21 protein-coding genes and 1 pseudogene are annotated in these 20040 nt (G+C 34.1%); 15 read left to right on the plus strand and 7 right to left on the minus strand.

The genetic code is table 11. From position 1 onward, the window contains the following. The first annotated feature begins 524 nt into the window (after positions 1-524). The 9 genes and pseudogenes from WC622_RS05030 to WC622_RS05070 all read left to right on the plus strand — a co-directional run bounded on the left by WC622_RS05030 (position 525) and on the right by WC622_RS05070 (position 8863). The gene (locus tag WC622_RS05030) at positions 525-1445 is read left to right on the plus strand and encodes a glycerophosphodiester phosphodiesterase family protein (protein WP_372817906.1); all 921 of its coding nucleotides are present in this window, start codon (positions 525-527) and stop codon (positions 1443-1445) included. 1 nt (position 1446) lies between these two features. Further along, positions 1447-2153: pseudogene (locus tag WC622_RS05035) on the plus strand (ATP-binding cassette domain-containing protein). 124 nt (positions 2154-2277) lie between these two features. Then, on the plus strand, positions 2278-2799 hold the full coding sequence (locus WC622_RS05040) for a hypothetical protein (RefSeq protein ID WP_372817908.1): 522 nt from the start codon (positions 2278-2280) through the stop codon (positions 2797-2799). A 99-nt stretch (positions 2800-2898) separates the two neighbouring features. Next, positions 2899-3405: a hypothetical protein gene (locus WC622_RS05045; RefSeq protein WP_372817910.1), complete on the plus strand. Its 507-nt coding sequence runs from the start codon at positions 2899-2901 to the stop codon at positions 3403-3405. Positions 3406-3506: 101 nt separating this feature from the next. After that, positions 3507-4151 (plus strand): porin family protein, encoded by a 645-nt coding sequence (locus tag WC622_RS05050; RefSeq protein ID WP_372817911.1) that lies wholly within the window; start codon positions 3507-3509, stop codon positions 4149-4151. A gap of 95 nt (positions 4152-4246) precedes the next feature. After that, the gene (gldF, locus tag WC622_RS05055; RefSeq protein WP_372817913.1) at positions 4247-4975 is read left to right on the plus strand and encodes a gliding motility-associated ABC transporter permease subunit GldF; all 729 of its coding nucleotides are present in this window, start codon (positions 4247-4249) and stop codon (positions 4973-4975) included. Then, positions 4969-6699: a gliding motility-associated ABC transporter substrate-binding protein GldG gene (gene gldG / locus WC622_RS05060; RefSeq protein ID WP_372817915.1), complete on the plus strand. Its 1731-nt coding sequence runs from the start codon at positions 4969-4971 to the stop codon at positions 6697-6699. The genes gldF and gldG overlap by 7 nt, the downstream gene beginning before the upstream one ends. A 33-nt stretch (positions 6700-6732) precedes the next feature. Next, complete coding sequence (gene dnaN, locus WC622_RS05065) at positions 6733-7857, plus strand: DNA polymerase III subunit beta (protein ID WP_372817916.1); 1125 nt, start codon at positions 6733-6735, stop codon at positions 7855-7857. 319 nt (positions 7858-8176) lie between these two features. Continuing rightward, positions 8177-8863 (plus strand): VTT domain-containing protein, encoded by a 687-nt coding sequence (locus tag WC622_RS05070; RefSeq protein ID WP_372817917.1) that lies wholly within the window; start codon positions 8177-8179, stop codon positions 8861-8863. Between the two features lie 175 nt (positions 8864-9038). Here the strand turns inward: WC622_RS05070 and WC622_RS05075 are convergent, their stop codons facing one another. The 3 genes from WC622_RS05075 to hscA all read right to left on the minus strand — a co-directional run bounded on the left by WC622_RS05075 (position 9039) and on the right by hscA (position 12538). Continuing rightward, positions 9039-9995: a zinc dependent phospholipase C family protein gene (locus WC622_RS05075; protein WP_372817919.1), complete on the minus strand. Its 957-nt coding sequence runs from the start codon at positions 9993-9995 to the stop codon at positions 9039-9041. 212 nt (positions 9996-10207) lie between these two features. Next, positions 10208-10660, minus strand: coding sequence for a GNAT family N-acetyltransferase (locus WC622_RS05080; protein ID WP_372817921.1), 453 nt, complete (start codon positions 10658-10660; stop codon positions 10208-10210). Positions 10661-10675: 15 nt separating this feature from the next. Beyond that, positions 10676-12538, minus strand: coding sequence for a Fe-S protein assembly chaperone HscA (gene hscA / locus WC622_RS05085; RefSeq protein ID WP_372817923.1), 1863 nt, complete (start codon positions 12536-12538; stop codon positions 10676-10678). Positions 12539-12643: 105 nt separating this feature from the next. Between hscA and WC622_RS05090 the strand changes: the two genes are divergently transcribed. Then, entirely contained in the window at positions 12644-13225 is a 582-nt protein-coding gene (locus WC622_RS05090; protein ID WP_372817925.1) for a tRNA-(ms[2]io[6]A)-hydroxylase, read from the plus strand. A gap of 72 nt (positions 13226-13297) precedes the next feature. Here the strand turns inward: WC622_RS05090 and WC622_RS05095 are convergent, their stop codons facing one another. Beyond that, a complete protein-coding gene (locus WC622_RS05095) occupies positions 13298-14368 on the minus strand; it encodes a DUF3810 domain-containing protein (protein WP_372817927.1) in 1071 nt (356 codons plus the stop codon). Positions 14369-14371: 3 nt separating this feature from the next. Continuing rightward, the gene (locus WC622_RS05100) at positions 14372-15706 is read right to left on the minus strand and encodes a dihydroorotase (protein WP_372817929.1); all 1335 of its coding nucleotides are present in this window, start codon (positions 15704-15706) and stop codon (positions 14372-14374) included. Positions 15707-15837: 131 nt separating this feature from the next. Here WC622_RS05100 and WC622_RS05105 point away from each other — a divergent pair, with 131 nt between their 5' ends. From WC622_RS05105 to WC622_RS05120, 4 genes are all read left to right on the plus strand, one after another. Then, positions 15838-17184 (plus strand): DEAD/DEAH box helicase, encoded by a 1347-nt coding sequence (locus tag WC622_RS05105; RefSeq protein WP_372817931.1) that lies wholly within the window; start codon positions 15838-15840, stop codon positions 17182-17184. Then, the gene (locus WC622_RS05110; protein ID WP_372817933.1) at positions 17184-17447 is read left to right on the plus strand and encodes a hypothetical protein; all 264 of its coding nucleotides are present in this window, start codon (positions 17184-17186) and stop codon (positions 17445-17447) included. The genes WC622_RS05105 and WC622_RS05110 overlap by 1 nt, the downstream gene beginning before the upstream one ends. Before the next feature lie 62 nt (positions 17448-17509). Next, positions 17510-17845 (plus strand): gliding motility protein GldC, encoded by a 336-nt coding sequence (gene gldC / locus WC622_RS05115; protein WP_372817935.1) that lies wholly within the window; start codon positions 17510-17512, stop codon positions 17843-17845. 19 nt (positions 17846-17864) lie between these two features. Then, on the plus strand, positions 17865-18269 hold the full coding sequence (locus tag WC622_RS05120) for a hypothetical protein (RefSeq protein ID WP_372817937.1): 405 nt from the start codon (positions 17865-17867) through the stop codon (positions 18267-18269). Here WC622_RS05120 and WC622_RS05125 read toward each other — a convergent pair. Both WC622_RS05125 and WC622_RS05130 read right to left on the minus strand, forming a co-directional pair. Then, positions 18252-18767, minus strand: coding sequence for a DUF421 domain-containing protein (locus WC622_RS05125; RefSeq protein WP_372817939.1), 516 nt, complete (start codon positions 18765-18767; stop codon positions 18252-18254). The two genes, WC622_RS05120 and WC622_RS05125, sit on opposite strands and share 18 nt — an antisense overlap. 35 nt (positions 18768-18802) lie before the next feature. After that, a complete protein-coding gene (locus WC622_RS05130) occupies positions 18803-19288 on the minus strand; it encodes a methylated-DNA--[protein]-cysteine S-methyltransferase (RefSeq protein ID WP_372817940.1) in 486 nt (161 codons plus the stop codon). A gap of 69 nt (positions 19289-19357) precedes the next feature. Here WC622_RS05130 and WC622_RS05135 point away from each other — a divergent pair, with 69 nt between their 5' ends. Continuing rightward, complete coding sequence (locus WC622_RS05135; RefSeq protein WP_372817942.1) at positions 19358-20023, plus strand: heme exporter protein CcmB; 666 nt, start codon at positions 19358-19360, stop codon at positions 20021-20023. Positions 20024-20040 lie beyond the last annotated feature (17 nt).

The raw sequence follows: 20040 nt of genomic DNA on the forward strand, positions 1-20040 counted from the left end.
TATGTAATTAAATTGGTTTATAATTCTTACATAAGAAACAATAGCTCAGCCAAGCATTATAATGATTTTAAATTTGATTGATATTTTAAATTAATCGGCTTATTAATTGATTTACAGTAGATTGTTTTCTAATAAAATTATTTTACGCAATTAATTAAGTTTTGTTTTTGAAATTTTATAGGGTAAAATTAGTAACAGTTTTCCCCTTATTGGTGATAACCTTCTCGTTATAACTGTTATGTCTATGGCTGTTCGATATGTTCCGCTGGGCATCTCAAACAGCATGAGGAAAAAATGATGTTTTCACCGTCGCTTCTCCGTCAATCCTGTGTCGGTTCACCGTCGAAAAGCCTATTTCGACGGTGAACCGACGGTATACCGAGCCTATACGGACGGTAAACAGTGTAAAAAGCGAGATAAAATGAAAGGATGGTTTTGTAATTAATAACTAAATAACAGTTTGATAATGTAACATTTCAAGCTCAAAATATTTCTACCTTGTAACTTTAATTTACTTTTGGAGTATGAAAAAAATCAATCTACTTGTTGTCGCTGTTTTTATGGTATGCTTATCATGCATATCGCCAACAAAGCACAATTATATCTCTTTTCGCTCTGCGGATGATTTTACTAATTTCCTAAACCGTAAAACAACGGGATTCCCTTTAATTAGTGCGCATCGTGGCGGACCAATGCCGGGTTTTCCAGAAAATGCTATTGAAACTTTCGAAAATGCAAATACGTATCAGCCCGTAATTATAGAGTTTGATGTAGCTTTAAGTAAGGATTCTGCTCTTGTAATTATGCATGATGATAAACTGGACAGAACAAGTACTGGAACAGGGTTGATTGGAAGCTACACTTATGCAGAATTGCAGAAATTTAACTTAAAAGATGATGATGGAAAAATAACTTCTTTTAAAATCCCAACTTTGGATGAAGTGTTAACTTGGGGGAAAAACAAGGTGATTTTTACTATCGATATTAAACGTGGTGTACCTTATGCTAAAATTATAGCTGCTGTACGCAGAACAAAATCAGAAACTAACTCCATTGTAATTACTTATAATGCTAATCAAGCTGCGGAAGTACATCAACTGGCGCCAGATTTAATGATATCGGCTTCTGCCAGAAGCATTGCAGATATAGAGCGTTTAAATGAAATGGGCGTGCCAAATAATAGGATTGTTGCTTTTGTAGGGGTATCAGCACCAGATAAAGCCGTATATGAATATTTACATAGCAAAGGGATTACCTGTATTTTAGGTACAATGGGTAACTTAGATAAAAGCGCTATTGCTAATCCTAATCAAAAAGTATACGAACAATTGTTAGCAAATGGTGCTGATATTTTATCGACAGATGAATTGGCATTGGCAGGTACACAATTTGATAATTATAGAAACGACAAAAAGCCTAAGTTTGCAAACTTAACAATGAAGTAAAATGAGCATTAAAGTAAAAGACCTATCTAAACACTTCGGTTCACAAAGGCAGTTGACAGTATTAGCTTTGAAGCGATACCTGGTAAGATTTTAGGTTTTTTAGGGCCAAATGGCGCCGGTAAATCTACAACTATGAAAATGCTAACTGGCTATTTGGCAGCTACTGCTGGTAGCATTGAAATTTGCAATAAGGATATTTTGACAGATGCAATAGCCATAAAAAAGCAAATAGGCTATTTGCCAGAAAATACGCCATTATATACGGATATGTACATTCGTGAATTTTTAAGTTTTGTAGGGCAAACCTATCAACTAGAAAATTTAGAACATAGGGTAGAGGATGTGATTAAACAAGTTGGATTAGTGCCAGAACAGCATAAAAAAATCAATATGCTTTCTAAAGGATATAAACAACGTGTCGGTTTGGCACAAACAATTATTCATAACCCCCAAGTGTTAATACTAGATGAACCAACTTCTGGTTTAGACCCAAATCAACTGGCAGATATCAGGACATTAATTAAAAACTTGGGAAAGAATAAAACAGTTATCCTTTCTACACATATTATGCAAGAAGTTGAGGCAATTTGCGATGAGGTAATTATCATCAATAAGGGAAAAATTGTCGCAGATGCTACTATAGAAGAACTTAAAGCGCAAAATAAAACCAATTCCTTAGAAGAAGTCTTCAGAAAATTAACCAATTGAAAGTCATGCCATTAGCTAATTATTCTTATAAGTTGTCAAAAATCTGACAATTCTTTGTAACTACTGGCTTAGTTATTGTATCTAATCGCACAATTAATACAAACATAAATTACAAAAAAACACAATGAAAAAATTACTATTATCATTAGCCCTTGTTGCAGGTTTAGGCTTTGCAGCGTCAGCACAAACAGAAGGTGCTGTTAGAAAATTAAGTATTGGTGCTGAATTCGGTATTCCAACTGAAGGATCTAACGAATTATTAGTTGGGGGTTCATTACAATTTGAACAGCCAATCGCAAAATCATTAAATTTTACGCTATCAGCTGGTTACATTGCTGATATGATTACTGGCGATGCAAAAGATGTTTTAAAAGCATTCGGAGCAAAAACTAGCTACGGATTTATTCCATTAAAGGCTGGTGCTAAATATTATTTTGGCGGCAACTTTTATGCTGCTGCGGAAGCAGGTGCTGCAATTAGCACTGAAGATGGCATTGGTACTTCATTTGCTTATGCACCAACTTTAGGTGCATCTTTTTCAGTTGCAGAAAAATCTAGTTTAGATCTTGGTGTACGTTATGAAAACTGGTCAAAAGCTTCTTCTGGCTTTATTGGTATTCGTGCAGCATTTGCATTTGGTTTATAAGCAACCAATTATAATGAAAAGCTCCAGTAAATATTTTTGCTGGAGCTTTTTTATTGCTACTAAATTTACAGTTTTGTAATAGATAAACAAACAAGAAACATGAAAAAACTAGTGCTATCCTTAACCTTAATTGCTGGCTTAAGTACAGCCGTAAATGCACAGAAAGGGGGAGCTGTTAGAAAATTAAGTATTGGCGCAGACATTGGCTTGCCTACAGATAACGGAAGCAAAAACCTAATGTTGGCAGGCGGTTCAGTATATTACGAACATCCAGTTGCTAAATCTGTTAATTTAACAGGTTCTATAGGTTATTTATCACTTTTTTCTACGTCAAAAGGCAATCAGGGAAACATTGGGTTTACTTCTTTAAAGGTTGGCGGAAAATATTATTTCGCAGGTAATTTTTATGGTGCTGGTGAAGTTGGAGCAACTATACAGAGAGAAGGTGGAAGAGGTTTTTTTGCCATTACCCCAAGTTTAGGTACTTCTTTTTCCATAACAGATAAGTCTAGTTTAGATCTTGGTTTGCGTTATGAAAACTGGTCAAAAGATGGCAATTCATTTGGCTTTGTAGGACTACGTGCTGCTTATGCTTTTGGGTCGTAAGTGGTTATATATGGTAAAATGCTCCAGCAAATATTTTTTGTTGGGGCTTTTTTATTGCTACTAAATTTATAGTTTTGTAATAGATAAACAAACAAGAAAACATGAAAAAACTAGTACTATCCTTAATCTTAATTGCTGGCTTAAGTACAGCAGTTTTGGCTCAAACTCCAGTTAAATTCGGTGTAAAAGCTGGTATCACTTTCTCAAGCATGACTTTGTCTACAATGGGGGTATCGGCAAGTTTCGATTCGAGAACATCATTTTATGTAGGTGGAACAGCAGATATTCCAATCTCAACTATATTTTCTGTTCAGCCTGGACTAACTTTAATTAATAAAGGAATGAAAGTAAATGGAGGTGGTTTTGATTTTAGTGGTGGTGCTGTGAGTGCAGATGAAAGCGGCACTATAAGCTCTATGTACATTGAAGTTCCCGTAAATCTATTAGCAAATTTTAAAGCTGGAAGTGGTAAAGTTTTTTTTGGCGCAGGTCCGTATTATGCATTTGCTGTTGATGCTTATGCAAAATCAGGAGGCGTAAAAGAAGATATTGAAATCGGTTCTAGTGAAGATGATTTTAAACGTAGCGATTTCGGAATAAACTTTTTAGGTGGTTACCAACTTAATCGCGTGAATATTCATGCTGGTTATGGGTTAGGCTTAAGTAGCGTAGTTCCTGATCAACAAGGTCTTGATATTAAGTTCAAAAACAAAGTTTTCTCTGTCGGCTTAGGCTTTACTTTTTAAAGAATAAATTTTTAAGTTAAAGGCTTCTCGAAATATTGGGAAGCCTTTTTGTTTTAGCAGATATTGCATAACTTCGGCTTCATTAATCTCTTTGCATGTACGCAGTTTTTAAACGAGAATTATTCAGTTTTTTAAATTCACTAATGGCCTATATCACCATTGGTATTTTTTTGTTGGCATGTGCCTTACTTTTATGGTATTTTCCTGATACATCCATATTAGATTATGGCTACGCCGAACTAAATGGATTTTTTAGTTTAGTTCCGTTTTTATTTATGTTTTTAATTCCTGCTATTACCATGCGCTCTTTTGCCGAAGAACGCAAAGAGGGAACGTATGTACTCTTAGCCACCAGACCATTAAGTGATTTACAAATTATCATAGCAAAATATTTAGCTTGTATTGTTTTAATGCTCTTTGCGCTACTACCAACATTGGTTTATTATTATAGCGTTTATCAGTTAGGTTTACCCAAAGGGAATGTAGATTCTGGAGCCGTAATAGGTTCTTATTTAGGCTTATTTTTACTGGGGAATGCTTTTACTGCAATCGGAATTTTTACATCATCCATTACAAAAAATCAAGTTATTGCATTTGCTATTGCTGTTTTTTTATGTTTTTTCGCTTTCAGTGGATTTGATTCACTTAGCAAATTGTTCGAACTAAACTATTTAGAAACAGTACTCATCAATTTAGGAATTAATGAACATTACCAATCTATTAGCCGAGGAGTTTTGGACACACGAGATTTAATCTATTTCATCAGTTTTGTGCTTGTGTTTTTGGGGTTAACTAAACTTGTTATTGGAGGTAGGAAATGGTAGAAAAAAAGCTTAAAGTAGAAAGTTCAAAGCCTAAAGCATATCATCCAAAAAGAAAATGGATTGAATTTTTATCTTTTATAGTAATACTGATCATTTTGAATTTCATTGCTCAGCAATTTTATACTCGTTTCGATTTCACCAAAGAAAAACGATATACCCTAACGCAAAAAACGAAAGAAAATTTACAAAAAACGACCAAAGACATTACCATTACGGTTTTTCTAGATGGAGAAATACCTGCTGCTTTTAAGAGATTACGCAACGCGACAAAGGATTTATTAAACGATTATAAAGCCTATTCGAATGCCAATGTGAAAATTGTTTTTGAAGATCCTTTGGCAAATGTACCTGCAAATGAACAAGACACCATCATAAATAGGTATTTACAAATCGGCATAAAACCGTTAGCAGTTAACATTAAAAATGATGCAGGGATTACGCAGAAAATAATCTTCCCAATGGCGCTTATAGAAAGCGATGGAGAGCAAATGCCAGTTAATTTGTTGCAAAAAACAGGCGGCGCAGCTACAGATTATGAAGAAAATATCACCAGCTCTATTCAGAATCTTGAGTACACATTTACATCGGCCATTAAAAGATTAATTACCAAAAGCAATCCGCGTATTGGTTTTACAGAAGGACATGGTGAACCCTCAAATCTTTATTTGTACGACGCGATTACATCTTTGTCTCAACAATATTATGTAGGTAGAGTAGATTTAAAGCTCATTACAAAGGAAGGTTTGGATAATTTGAAAGTTTTAATTGTTGCTAAACCACAGCAAGCATTGACAGAAGTAGAAAAATACAAAATTAATTATTTTGTAATGCAAGGTGGACGAGTAGTTTGGGCAATTGATCAAGTGAGTGCAGAGTTAGATAGTTTGCAAAAACGACCACAAATCATGGCGGTTAACAAGCAGTTGAATTTAGATGACATGCTTTTTGAGTATGGTGCTCGAATTAACTACAATCTAATTACAGATATTAATTGCGCTCTAATTCCTTATGCAACGGGTGCTGCTGGACAACAGACACAAATTGATACCGCACCGTGGTTATATTTTCCAATTTTAATGCCTGATACAACGAGTAATGTGGTTAAAAATATTGATGGCATTAGGACTGAATTTGCAAGTACCGTAGATACAATTGGCGTTCCAAATGTGAATAAGAAAATCATTCTTCAAACATCACCAAATAATAAAATTTATGATGCGCCTAAATTACTTTCATTACAATTATTAGCGCAACAACCAACACAAGAAGAATATACCAGTATCCCAAAAAGTGCTGGAGTTTTATTAGAAGGTAGTTTTAAATCTGTGTTTTTAAATCGACCAGTACCAGAAGGAATTACAGAAAAATACGATGTGCCTGCAACAAGTAGGCCCACCAAAATGATTGTAATAGGTGATGGAGATATTTTTAACAATCAGGTAAGTAAATCAGAAAATACGCCTTTCCCGTTAGGATTTGATCGATATTCACAACAGAACTACGGAAATAAAGCACTATTGTTAAACATTGCAGATTATTTTACAGATGATAATAATCTAATCGCCCTGCGTAATAAAGAAATTAAGGTAAGATTATTAGATAAAGCCCGTATACGTACCGAAAAAACAAAATGGCAACTAATTAATGCGGTTGCTCCGCTACTATTGTTAATATGTTTCGCAATTTTTCAACATTATTACCGTAAGCATAAGTATGCAAAGTAATTTTTATATTTTTGAGAACAGATAAAATCAACTATGAGATTTATAGTATCAACATCAACATTATTAAAACATTTACAAACAGTTAATGGCGCATCTAGCAGCAGTACTGTTTTGCCAATATTAGAAAATTTCTTATTCGAAATTAAGGATGGAAATCTAACTATTTCTGCTACAGATTTGCAAACGAGCATGACCACATCGTTAGCTGTAGAATCTAAAGAAGAAGGTAAAGTTGCCGTTCCATCTAGAATATTATTAGATACGTTAAAAACATTACCAGATCAACCAATTTCTTTCAATATTGATGATACTTCATTCTCTATTGAGATTAGTGCGGGTGATGGAAAATATAAATTGAGTGGTGAAAACGGAGATGATTTTCCTAAAATTCCAGTAGTAGAAAACGCTTCATCGGTAAATTTACCTGCCTCAGTTTTAATTGAAGCGATTACCAAAACCATTTTTGCAGTAAGTAACGATGAGTTACGCCCAGCAATGACAGGTGTGTATTGCCAACTTTCTCCTCAACATATCACTTTTGTAGCAACAGATGCGCATAAATTAGTGCGTTACCGCAGAACGGATAGCAAAGCTGATAAAGCTTCATCATTCATCTTACCTAAAAAAGCACTGACTTTATTAAAAGCTGCTTTACCAAGTACGGATGTAAATGTTTCGGTAGATTACAATGCAACAAGTGCTTTCTTTAAATTTGAAAATATCAATCTAGTTTGTCGTTTAATTGATGAACGTTATCCAGATTATGAAGCGGTAATTCCAGCTAATAATCCGAATAAATTGGTAATTGACAGAGCATTGTTCTTAAATACATTACGTAGGGTAGTAATTTTTGCAAATAAAACTACACATCAAGTGCGATTAAAAATTAACGGAAGTGAATTAAATATTTCTTCAGAAGATTTAGATTTTGCAAATGAAGCGCACGAACGTTTAAGCTGTCAATACGAAGGCGAAGATTTAGAAATTGGTTTTAACGCCCGTTTCTTAATCGAAATGCTAAGTAATTTAAGTGGCGAAGAAGTTACTTTAGAATTGTCTACACCAAATAGAGCAGGTTTATTAATACCACAAACTAACGACGAAAATGAAGATGTTTTAATGTTAGTGATGCCGGTAATGCTTAATAATAGTTACTAATCAGTAAACAAGTTTTGTTTTTAGTGATTAATTAAACTTTAAACTTACAATTTTATAGCAATGGCTTGGTTTTTGACCGAGCCATTATTGTTTAATGCCAGAGTTAGACTAAAATTATGAAAAGTGAGAGTTCTTCCGGGTCAGATGGAGCTAAAGTACTCTCGGATAGGATTCTAAGCTGGTAAAATATATACCATTTGATTAGCGGAAACTCAAATACTAACTTAAATATAAAAAAATTACCTATAATTAACATCAAAATTTGGAATTACGCATGGTTATCAAAACCATATACCTATTTTTGAAAAAAATATAAAAATTGGAATTCTTAGACTTACTTATACGATTACTTACTAATACAAAAGAAACTTTAGAGGTCATTATGCAGGATTATAAAACCTGGACTTACCTTATATTATTCATCATTATTTTCGCGGAAACTGGATTTGTGGTTACGCCATTTTTACCAGGAGATTCCATGCTATTTGCAGTTGGTGCTTTAGTTGCAGGTAATGGAACTGGTTTAAATATTTGGTTTATGTTAGTGATTTTAATTGCTGCAGCCATTTTAGGAAATTCGGTAAATTACCAATTGGGTAAATATTTTGGTATTAAAGTATTTAAAGAAAATAATAAAATCCTTAAATTGAAATACTACCATCAATCTCATGAATATTTTGAGAAACATGGTGCTAGAGCTATCGTTTTTAGTCGTTTTCTACCTATTGTGAGAACAATTGCGCCATTTGTAGCAGGGGCTGCTAGAATGTCTTTTGGTAAGTTTACTTATTATAATGTTATAGGTGGTATAGCTTGGATAAGTAGTTTGTTATTTGCAGGTTACTTATTAGGTAAAATCCCATTTGTAGAGAAAAATTTTGAAATCTTGGTATTAATTATTGCAATTGGCACGTTTTTGCCAGTTGTCTACGGTGCTTTGAAATCTTTGTTCAGCAAGAAAAAGATTGAAGAGATTATTGAAGAAGGAATAACTGAAGAGAAATAATAATTTTTTCCTATCATTTCCGAGAATTCCGATAGCTATCTGGAGGGAATCGTAAAGTACAAACAAGACATATTAGCCTTTTATCGAATTACGATACCCAATCAAGTTGGGCATGACATACAATTCAAAGCTTTATAATTATGTGTCTATACAATAGCTATAGGAAAGGGGAATTTTAATTTTCTCTGCCAATAATTTTGCCTTCTTTATATTTCTTTTCTTCCAGCTCTGTGGCTTTTCTTTCCTCTGGACTTAGTTCTATTTTTATTAGATTTTTAAGTTCGGGTTGACCAGCATCTACCCATGCAGAGAACCAAAAGGAACCAATCGTTAAAATTGCAGAACGCATTTGTTTTTCTACCATGCCATTCATTTTATCTTGGTAAGCTTTTGAGTACGCAGGTGAATATTGTTTAGTAACAGCATTACTTCGCTCTGAGAAACTATATTTCTGATCAGATGGAAACGTTTTATTAAGTTCTGCTTCAAAAAGTAAAACGCTATCCAATAAACTATGTGAATGCTTTACAATTCCCCAAGCAGTTTTTAAGGGGTCGTCAATATAATAGGCTTTACCAACCACAAAATTATATCCGCCAGCAAATAATTCTGGTAATCTGCTTTCCCAAAAAGCGTGTATTCCTACCTGATTGGTTAATTGCCCATTATGATTATTAGTGGTATGTAAAGGAACATGAGCATCGCCAATGTAATGCCCTAATTCGGCGGAATACTTTAAAATTCTTAGCGAATCATGAGTTTTAAATGCTTTAACTAAACTATAATAGGTTCGTTGAATTTGCCAAGGCACAATGCCATTTTCATTCAGCTTCTTTTGCCCATATTTGGCTAAGGCATCGTTAAATTTCTCAGGAATGCTATCTATGTTTTCCTCATAGTTTTCTACATCTAAATAATGTCGAGGAGCTTCAAGTGTATCAATATATCTACGCTTATCTGGATCTACAGCATGTTCGGTAATATATTTATAGCCAGTTTTGTAGAAACTAATCATATCTGCTGGCAAAGTAAATACCGCTAGCTGATTAATTCTTCGGTGGGCAAAAAAGCCCCAAGAAGTGCAAAATAGAAAAGGGATGATTAACAATAGTAGAATCGTTAATCTTTTCATAAAATGAAGATAGGAAAATCTATTTAGATTTTCTTAAAAGGTGTTTAAAAATCTATAACACTCGTAAGAAGTTTTCGGCTACGCTCAGACTGATACAAGCGTCATTCCCAACTTGATTGGGAATCTTAATGTGATGATAAAGCCTTTTTGTCGCTTTACGATTCCGGCTTTTGCGGGAATGACGGGTAAGCTTAAAAAATTATCAAACAAATTTAAGCTAGTACTTTTTCAAAACATACACTATTCTCTACACCTTCATATTGTCCGTAGTTTGGTGTAATTTGATATCCACTTTTTAGATAAAGTGCAATGGCTTCAGGTTGCTTATTGCCAGTTTCGAGCACACATTTTTTAATCTGAAGTTCTTTCGCCCAAATCTCTAGTTCATTTAAGATTGTTGACGCTATTCCTAATCCACGTTTGGTAGGGGATACAAACATTCGTTTCACTTCCATTGTGCCTGGTGTATGAGCTTTAATTGCTCCACAACCTACAGCAATTCCATTTTCATATGCGACAACTGCATATTTAATAGCGTCTATTTTATTAAACTGAGCATAAAATGAATGATCTTCGCCGTCTCTAATTTTTAAATCAGCATCAAGTTCGGCCACCAATTTTTGGAAGTCTTTATTTTCAGAGGTTGCTCTTATGCAGTTAATCATTGGAAATTAAGTTAATTATTCTTCATCAACTCTTTTGCCTTTCATTGCTTGACCAACTGCCATATCCATTAATCGCTCTGCAAAAGGACGAGTAAATTCGTTCAGTTCGTCGGCTTTCTTTAAAATGCGATCTTTTTCACCACTATCTAAAGCATCTTTAAGTTCGGCAATAAGCACTATAGTTAAGGTTAGCTCTTGCTCGTTTAAGATGTTGCCGTTCTTCTTAATAAATCTCTCTGCGGTGTACACTAATTGTTCGCCTTCACTTTTAGCTTCAATAAGCATACGCTGTTCTACATCGCTTTTGGCATTTTCAATGCTATCAATTAACATTTTTTCTACGGTATCGTCACTTAAACCATAACTAGGAATAATATCTATTTCTTGTTTTACGCCAGAGCGTAACTCTATAGCTTGAACAGTTAAAATACCATCTGCATTAAGTAAGAAATTAATATCAACCTTTGGCAAACCTGCAGGCATAGCAGGAATTCCTTTTAAATCGAACTCGGCTAGTTTGCGATTTTCTTTTACCAAATCTCGTTCACCTTGATAAACAGAGATTTTCATATTTACTTGTCCATCAATTGATGTAGTGTATTGGCGGCCAGCTTTTGTAGGCACTTTACTGTTACGAGCAATAATTACGTCCATTAGACCACCCATGGTTTCGATACCTAATGAAAGTGGAGTAACATCTAATAATAAAATATCTGAGCGATTTCCAGCTAAAATATCTGCTTGAATGGCAGCACCTAAAGCAACTACCTCATCAGGATTAATTTGATCGTGTGGTTGGCGATTAAAGAAATCGCTTACCGCTTGTTTTACATAAGGTGTACGCGTTGAGCCACCCACTAAAACTACTTCATCAATTTCGGCGATGTTTAAATTCGCATCAGTTAAGGCTTGTTTACAACAGGTTAAAGTTTCAGCAACTTTATCTGCAATTAGTTTTTCGAATGTTTGTTTATCTAACGTGCACCAAATTTCACCTAATTGTTCATTGTATAAATTTTGTGTTGATAATGCTTTTTTAGCAGCTTCGGCTTGTAAACGTAAGGTTTGCATTAAGATATTATCTTGAGCAACCGTAGCAAAATCTAAATTGTTTTTCTCTATCCAATACTTTAAAATGGCTCTGTCAAAATCATCTCCACCTAAAAAAGTATTACCATTGGTTGCTAAAACCTCAAAAATTCCATTTTGGATTTGAAGAATAGAAACATCGAAAGTCCCGCCGCCTAAATCGTACACTGCAATTGTTTTTTGCTGAGTAGGATCAAGGCCTAAACCGTATGCTAAACTTGCTGCCGTTGGTTCATTCACAATTCGCAAAACATCTAAACCAGCTAATTTGCCAGCGACACGAGTTGCTTGTCTTTGACTATCGTTAAAATAAGCTGGAACAGTAATTACGGCTCTATTTACTGGGGTTTTTAAGGCGTGTTCTGCTCTTGTTTTTAATTCTTTTAAGATTTCTGCGGAAAGCTCAATAGGAGTATAAAATTTATTTCCAGCTTTAATTTTCACTAAAGCATCAGTATCATCATCAATAATTTTATAGCTAAAAATGTCTTTGTGGTTGGCTACATCTTTGTACGAACGACCTAATAATCGTTTTACAGAAAATATAGTATTAGCAGGATCTGAAGTTAAAAATGCTTTAGCTTCATTACCAACTTCTGCATCACCATGCTCATTAAAATGCACAATAGAGGGCACTAAAAGGCCTTTTCCAGTATCGTTAATTACCTGTGGGTTTTTCTCTGGATTGATAAAAGCAACCAAACTATTAGTGGTGCCTAAATCTATACCGACTATAATTTCTTCTTGTTGTAATGAGCCCGTTGCCAGGTTGATGGATATTTTTGCCATAACAGCGCAAATTTACAATAATGTTGTAAGGTTAAAGTCCAAAAGATGTAAAAAGTAGGAAATTCCGACATCCTAGCTTTCGGACTAATTTAGTAATTTTGAAACATGCTAGGACTTAAATTATTGACTGACCCACGTTGGGCGAATATTGCAGAATCTAATTTAGAGGAAATTTTAACCGACCATGCTTGGTGCGAGCAAAAGGCAGCTACTAATGCAATTAATTTGATTGCAGATAATTGCGAGCATATTGACTTGGTGTCGGAGTTAACAATTATTGCCTTGGAAGAAATGCAACATTTTCAGCAAGTGGTAGATATCATTAAAAAAAGAGGATATACCTTAGGCCGTGGTAGAAAGGACGATTATGTTGGTCAATTAATGAAATTCTGTAAAAAGGATGGTTCAAGAAACAATAGTTTTATAGAGAGATTATTGTTTGCAGCGATGATTGAAGCGAGAAGCTGTGAACGTTTCCGAGTATTATCTCAAAATATCCAAGATAAGGAATTAGCTAAATTTTATCATGATTTAATGGTTTCTGAAGCAGGACATTATACTACTTTCTTAAACTTTGCACGTAAATATACCGTGGATGTTGATGTAGATAAACGTTGGAAGGAATGGTTGGCTTTTGAAGGAGAGTTAATTATGAGTTTTGGCAATAAAGAAGCAATACATGGATAGTATGTGTTATAGGTTTTGAGTTACAGGTTACTGGTTTGGATGCATCCAGGCTGATAACACATAACCTGCAACTTATAACTCTTTTCTGTGTATATTCCATAACCAAATCACAATATTTTGGTAGCTTTTAATTCCTCTTTTTTGATTGTTAAGCTTTAAAAATTTATCGAAAGCTACACCCATATAATTCGACATTTGCCCATTGTATTTTGCCCAGAATTCATTTTCTGCTTTGAAATTTGCTAAAACCTCTGGAGCTATTTTGTCTCGCATTTTAAGGTAATCTTCAGGTGATTTTATTCTAATTTCGAATAAAATATAACGCAACATATTATAATTTACGGAATATTGGAAGTTGATATCACTACTATTTATACCCACCAAATAAGCTACTAAATTGGCTTCATCTTCGCGGGCAACTCCCATTTGGTGAGAGATTTCGTGACAAGCCACAAAAGGCAACACCCAAGCTGGTAGTTTCATATTTACATTCGCTTCGCCACTTAATGGATTGTAATAACCTTCAATACCTATTTTACTAACCATCCAATCGTTTAATACTGGTTTTACAGAAGGTGCATTATACTTGAAAAATGGATTTTTCTTTTCCATATTATGATATTCTACAACTGCTTTTTCACGAAGTTGATTAATATCATAACTGAGTTTAGGTGATAGTTGTGGTTGAAGTGTGTTTAATTTGTCGATAAAGTAATTGCCTAAAAGCACTAATTCTTTAACGCTATATTTTTCATCACTAATTGTTAATTGTTGGGTAATACTTGGTCGAGAATAATTTAAGCCCCAAAGTAGTTTAAAAGCGATGTATAAAATCAAGATTAGATTAAACAGTTTTAAGGGAATGATTAATCGATGTGCTCTAGTTAGTGATTTTCTTCTTTTAAAGAATAAAAAGAGCTGTATTAGAGCGAAAATAATCAATAGTCCGTATAGAATATCACCTAAAGCAAAAGGAAAAATAGAAGAAACCCATCTTAAAACTGAAGAAATGATAGGGTATACACCTTTTGAATAAATAGTAAGCACTAATTGAGGAAATAATCCAAAAAGAAATATAAGTAAGGCAATGCCAAAGATTATGGCTGATTTTATCAGGAGTTTACGAGGGATAATAGTTTGCATAAACTAGCGAGTAAAACTCAATCTCTTTCCAATTTCGCTTGTTACAAATTTGCCATGTTGATAAGCCAAATTGCCTGATACAAATGTATGCGTAATACTAGCTTGAAAAGTTTCTCCATCAAATGGCGACCAACCACATTTGTAAAAAATGTTTAATGGCGTTACTTTAAACGGATCGTTTAAGTTTACTAAAACTAAATCTGCCCAATAACCCTCACGAATAAAGCCACGTTTTTCGATATCAAAACAAATTGCCAAGTTATGTGCAGTCTTTTCTGCAATCTTTTCTAGAGAGATTTTCCCTTGCAAATGCATTTCTAATAATGCTGGTAAAGCATGTTGTACTAATGGCCCGCCAGAAGGTGCTTGCGAATAAGGCTGTTGTTTTTCTGCTAACGTATGTGGTGCATGATCAGTAGCAATGACATCAATGTTATCATTTAAAACACCTCGTAAAATTCCAGCCTGATCGGCTGCGGTTTTTACAGCAGGATTCCATTTGATGAAATTCCCTTTTGTGGCGTAATCTTGATCATTAAACCAAAGATGATGTACACAGGCTTCGGCAGTAATTTTTTTATCCTTTAAGGGAATGGAGTTATCAAATAATGCAATTTCTTTTGCAGTAGAAATATGTAAAATGTGTAAGCGGGTTTGGTAACGTTTAGCTAACTCAACCGCTAAGGAAGAAGATTTATAACAAGCTTCCGCACTGCGAATTAAAGGATGCATTTCTATTGTCAAATCTTCACCGTATTTCGCTTTAAAAATGGCTAAGTTTTCACGAATTGTTGCTTCATCTTCGCAATGAGTGGCGACTAATATGGGCGCTTTGCTGAAAATGTTTTCTAAAGTCTGTTCATTATCAACTAGCATATTGCCAGTTGATGAACCCATGAAAACCTTAATTCCACACACATTTTTAGCATCAGTTTTTAATACTTCTTCTATGTTATCATTACTAGCGCCCATGTAAAATGAATAATTAGCTAACGATGTTTGTGCAGCTATATCATATTTATCTGCTAGTAATTCTTGCGTTAATGTATTTGGAACAGTGTTCGGCATCTCCATAAAAGAAGTAATTCCGCCTGCTACGGCTGCCATACTTTCCGTAAAAATATCTGCTTTGTGCGTTAAACCTGGCTCACGAAAATGAACTTGGTCGTCTATCATTCCTGGTAAAAGGTAAAGTCCATCAGCGTTAATTTCTTGTGCTTCTGGAGCTGATAAATTCTGACCAATTTTCTCAATTAATCCATTTTTTATTAAAACATCAGCTATAAATTGCTGTCCTTCGTTAACTAAAGTTGCGCCTTTTATCAGATACGTATTCATGCTGGTAAAGGTAGTAAATTGGGTTAATTGTTTAATTGTAAAATTGTTTAATTGAAAATGCATACACCGATTGACCACTTCGATCAGTTAAACAATTAACCATCCTTACAAAAATGCTATCTTTGTACGCTATGGCAAAATCGTTCGAAGAATTTAATTTAAATAGGCAAATATTAAATGCAGTTGCCGATGCGGGCTACACTGTTGCCACTCCCATACAGGAAAAAGCAATTGCGCCGGTTTTATCTGGTCAGGATATTTGTGGCATTGCCGAAACGGGAACGGGGAAAACTGCTGCCTACGTTTTGCCAATGCTAATGAAATTAAAGTATGCACAGGGCGATGCAGCAAGAGCTTTAATTTTAGCGCCAACTCGCGAATTAGCGATGCAAATTGCAGAAGAAGTAAAGCGCTTTAGCACCTATACAGATTTACGTTCAGTAGTTATTTTTGGCGGAATTGGCCCGAAAGCACAAAAAGAACAGTTAAAAGCTGGGGTTGATATTATTATTGCAACACCTGGTCGCTTTTTAGATATTTACCTTTCGGGAGAAATTAATACCAAATATTTACAGTTTTTAGTTTTAGATGAAGCGGATAAAATGATGGATATGGGATTTATTGGTTCCATTCACAGAATTTTAGAAGTTGTACCGCGTAAACGTCAAAATTTGCTTTTTTCGGCTACCATGAGCGATTTAGTACAGAAAATTGCTGGAGATTTTTTAAAACATCCAACTATAATTGAAGCATCTGAACAAGCAACACCAGCAAGTACGGTTACGCAGGTTTTGTATGAAGTGCCGAATTTTAAAACGAAAATTAATCTTTTACAACATTTGTTGAAGGATGTTGAAGTTTTTAATAGATTGATTATTTTCTGTAAAACTAAAGCAGTAGCTGATAATATTTTCAGTTATGTGGTTCGTAAATTTGGTGAAGAATCAGTTAGAGTTATTCACGCAAATAAAGGTCAAAATACACGGATCAATTCTATAAATAGCTTTAAAGAAGGAAATATTAGGGTTTTGGTGGCTACCGATGTGGCATCAAGAGGAATTGATGTAACTGATGTAAGTCATGTGATAAACTTTGACGTGCCCATTATTATTGAAGATTATGTACACAGAATTGGGCGTACAGGTAGGGCTTTTGCCACAGGCGATGCGATTACTTTTTGCACAGAAGCAGAGAAATATTATATCCGTAAAATTGAAAAATTAACGCGTCAGTTTATTCCAGTTGAACCAATTCCTGAAGGGGTTTTTGTTGAGGAAACACCTTATGATGAAAAACAACAAATCGCAAAGGAAATAGATTTGCAAAAACGCAAAGAAGATCCAGATTTTAAAGGTGCTTTCCACGAAAAGAAAAACGCTAAACAGATCGAAGATCGCGAAAGAGAAAAAGCTAGAAATAAAGCACACAAAACAAAAGTGTTTAAGAATAAAAAACGTTTTGATAAGAAGAAATCATAATGAAACTACGATTAACACCATTGAATATCGTAACAGCGCTAAGTTTTGCGTTGTTAGTTATTAGTATTTTTCAAACAAAAACTGTTGGTCAACATTTTGACATGACAGCTTTTTATAAATTCCTTTTGGGTTGTTTAGTGGTTGTAAGTTTTGTGAGTGATTTGATCTTTAGATTTACTTTAAAAGATTTGAAACGAATTTGGATTATAGAATTAGTGTTCATCGTACTAACTGCTATCCTTATTTTAATATTACAAAAGTAAAACGATATGCGTTTAAATATGCTTTGTAAAATCAGCATATTTGCAACCGTAAAAAAATTAACATGAAGAAAGCAGAGATAAAAATAACAGTAGAGTTAGACGATAATAATTTGCCAGATCAAATTTTATATCAAAGTACAGATGGAGAGAATAAAGATCAAGTACCTGTAAAATCTATGATGTTATCTTTTTGGGATCATAATTATAAAAACTCAATGCGCATTGATTTATGGACAAAAGATATGCCTGTTGATGAAATGAAGCGTTTTTTTTATGAAACTTTGCAAACTATGGGTGATAGCTTTTTAAAAGCGACTGGCGAAGAAAACATCGTAGAAGATTTACGTGATTATTGTGCACACTTTGCGGATAAAATGGGTATTGATACTAGGAAATAATATTTAATAAACTCAAAAGATGTTAATTGTAAAAAAATTCAATGCTTATTTAGGCTTACTTTTAGCAGTAATTGCTGCGGGGATTACTCCAATAATTAAAGTACCATTAAAAGGAAACTGGAATTTATATCAAACAGATCAGCGTTTGTTTCTGATTACTTTTGCCATTCTTGCATTAACCTCACTATGTTTGTTTGTAAGACAATTGAAAGCATTTAGATTGCTAACTATTGTGTTATTTATTTGGAGTTTATTAATGGCAGCTGCAGTTTATTTTAAATCGAATAACTATTTTGGCTCGAAGTTTTTTGATAAAGTTTTAGCAAAAACTATTCATTACCAATGGGGATGGATAGTTTTATTAGTGGCTGTTTTATTATTGCTAACGAGCGTAAAAAGAGAAAGGTTAACCACCAGTAGTTAACGTTTTGTGCGCTTTTTTGCGTTTATAGTGTGTTTGTTTTAATGCTTTATTGCCTGTAATAATGCTAATGTTACCATCTACTTCAAAAATAGCCAGTTTTACATCTTTGTAATATTCTACACCATGTTCTCGCATGGCTTCTTTTAACTCATCATCGCTAATACCTAAATGGCTAAGTTTATTAAAATCTAATTTACCATCATGGATTAAAATTTCAGGACGCTGGGAAATAAACTCGCGTACGACTTTACTCTTGAACATCAGTTTCTTTAACGCATAATTTAAAATAAAAAGCACAGCAGCTGCAGCTAATCCACCAAGCAGACTCGTATTATTGCCCACCATTGCATTTTGTACCGCATTGCTTATTAACAAAATTAGTACCACATCAATAGTATTTAACTGCGAAAACTCTTTTTTGCCAGTTAATCGAATAGCTGTTAGCATAAAAACATATACTGCTAAACTTCGTAATGCGATATCTAAATAAGGATTCATCTAATAAATTTACGATTTTAGAAATACGATTTACGTTAAAACTTCAACTCTGTTTGACCTTTTTGAGCAACTTCCCGTTCGTGTTGTAAGAGCCATTTTTTTCGCCATAAACCACCAGCATAACCAACTAATTTGCCATCACTGCCAATTACTCTGTGACAAGGAACAACAATAGCGATATTATTTTTCCCGTTCGCTGATGCAATAGCTCGAATGGCTAAAGGATGATGTGCAGAAAACTTAGCATAAGAGATTGTCTCAGCATAAGGTATTTTAGATAGATTATCCCAAACCTCTTGCTGAAATTCGGTTCCTGTTTGATTAATTGGAAATGTGAATTCTTGCAATTTCCCATCAAAATAAGTTCTTAATTGTTCTGCTGCAGTTTTACTGATTTCGTTTTCTTTCAATCCCTCGATTTCTCTTTCACCAAACGTTATCACATTTACAGCAACATTATCCGCTAGAATAGTTATATCTCCAACCGGACTTTTTACAAGGCTACAATATTTTTGATCCACAACACAATATTACAACAATACAACAATTTAACAATACAACAATTTAGCAATAAAACTATCTTTGTCGCTATGCAAGTTGCAAATCAAGTTAAACAACTCATCCGCAAGGAAATGTTATTAGAATGGCGTTCTAAATATGCGCTCAATGGCATTTTGTTATATGTAGTTTCAACCGTATTTGTTTGTTTTTTATCCTTTGTAAGTGTTCCAGAAAAATTAACTTGGAATGCATTATTTTGGATTATCATGCTTTTTGCTTCTATTAATGCAGTAGCTAAAAGTTTTTTACAAGAAAGCAAAGGCAGGCACTTATACATTTATACGTTGGTTAGTCCTGTAGCATTAATTATAGCTAAAACAGTGTATAATAGTTTATTAATGATTGGTTTAACACTAATTGCTTTGTTATTTTACACTTTGGTTTTCTCTTTTCCAGCAGGAGCTGATATGGGAATGTACTTGGTAGCAACTGTTTTAGGAAGTTTAAGTTTTGCAACCATATTTACCATGGTTTCGGCAATCGCTTCGAAAGCAGGGAATGGTGGAATGTTGATGGCAATTTTAAGTTTTCCGATTATTATTCCAGTGTTAATAGTGTTAATCAAACTGGCAAAAAATGCCATTGATGGATTAGATAGAAGTGTAAGTTTAGACGATATAGGCTTATTGGCTGTGATAAATGTATTGGTAATGGCTGTGTCTTTATTGTTATTTCCTTACCTTTGGCGGGATTAAAGACCAAATCAAAATAA

Source organism: Pedobacter sp. (genome assembly GCF_041662865.1).
Taxonomy (GTDB): domain Bacteria; phylum Bacteroidota; class Bacteroidia; order Sphingobacteriales; family Sphingobacteriaceae; genus Pedobacter.

Excerpts from the sequence above, each read along its gene's own strand:
- WC622_RS05030 (WP_372817906.1), top strand. The coding sequence starts at position 525 with ATGAAAAAAATCAATCTACTTGTTGTCGCTGTTTTTATGGTATGCTTA.
- WC622_RS05040 (WP_372817908.1), top strand. The coding sequence starts at position 2,278 with ATGAAAAAATTACTATTATCATTAGCCCTTGTTGCAGGTTTAGGCTTT.
- WC622_RS05045 (WP_372817910.1), top strand. The coding sequence starts at position 2,899 with ATGAAAAAACTAGTGCTATCCTTAACCTTAATTGCTGGCTTAAGTACA.
- WC622_RS05050 (WP_372817911.1), top strand. The coding sequence starts at position 3,507 with ATGAAAAAACTAGTACTATCCTTAATCTTAATTGCTGGCTTAAGTACA.
- gldF (WP_372817913.1), top strand. The coding sequence starts at position 4,247 with ATGTACGCAGTTTTTAAACGAGAATTATTCAGTTTTTTAAATTCACTA.
- gldG (WP_372817915.1), top strand. The coding sequence starts at position 4,969 with ATGGTAGAAAAAAAGCTTAAAGTAGAAAGTTCAAAGCCTAAAGCATAT.
- dnaN (WP_372817916.1), top strand. The coding sequence starts at position 6,733 with ATGAGATTTATAGTATCAACATCAACATTATTAAAACATTTACAAACA.
- WC622_RS05075 (WP_372817919.1), bottom strand. The coding sequence starts at position 9,995 with ATGAAAAGATTAACGATTCTACTATTGTTAATCATCCCTTTTCTATTT.
- WC622_RS05080 (WP_372817921.1), bottom strand. The coding sequence starts at position 10,660 with ATGATTAACTGCATAAGAGCAACCTCTGAAAATAAAGACTTCCAAAAA.
- hscA (WP_372817923.1), bottom strand. The coding sequence starts at position 12,538 with ATGGCAAAAATATCCATCAACCTGGCAACGGGCTCATTACAACAAGAA.
- WC622_RS05090 (WP_372817925.1), top strand. The coding sequence starts at position 12,644 with ATGCTAGGACTTAAATTATTGACTGACCCACGTTGGGCGAATATTGCA.
- WC622_RS05095 (WP_372817927.1), bottom strand. The coding sequence starts at position 14,368 with ATGCAAACTATTATCCCTCGTAAACTCCTGATAAAATCAGCCATAATC.
- WC622_RS05100 (WP_372817929.1), bottom strand. The coding sequence starts at position 15,706 with ATGAATACGTATCTGATAAAAGGCGCAACTTTAGTTAACGAAGGACAG.
- WC622_RS05105 (WP_372817931.1), top strand. The coding sequence starts at position 15,838 with ATGGCAAAATCGTTCGAAGAATTTAATTTAAATAGGCAAATATTAAAT.
- WC622_RS05110 (WP_372817933.1), top strand. The coding sequence starts at position 17,184 with ATGAAACTACGATTAACACCATTGAATATCGTAACAGCGCTAAGTTTT.
- gldC (WP_372817935.1), top strand. The coding sequence starts at position 17,510 with ATGAAGAAAGCAGAGATAAAAATAACAGTAGAGTTAGACGATAATAAT.
- WC622_RS05120 (WP_372817937.1), top strand. The coding sequence starts at position 17,865 with ATGTTAATTGTAAAAAAATTCAATGCTTATTTAGGCTTACTTTTAGCA.
- WC622_RS05125 (WP_372817939.1), bottom strand. The coding sequence starts at position 18,767 with ATGAATCCTTATTTAGATATCGCATTACGAAGTTTAGCAGTATATGTT.
- WC622_RS05135 (WP_372817942.1), top strand. The coding sequence starts at position 19,358 with ATGCAAGTTGCAAATCAAGTTAAACAACTCATCCGCAAGGAAATGTTA.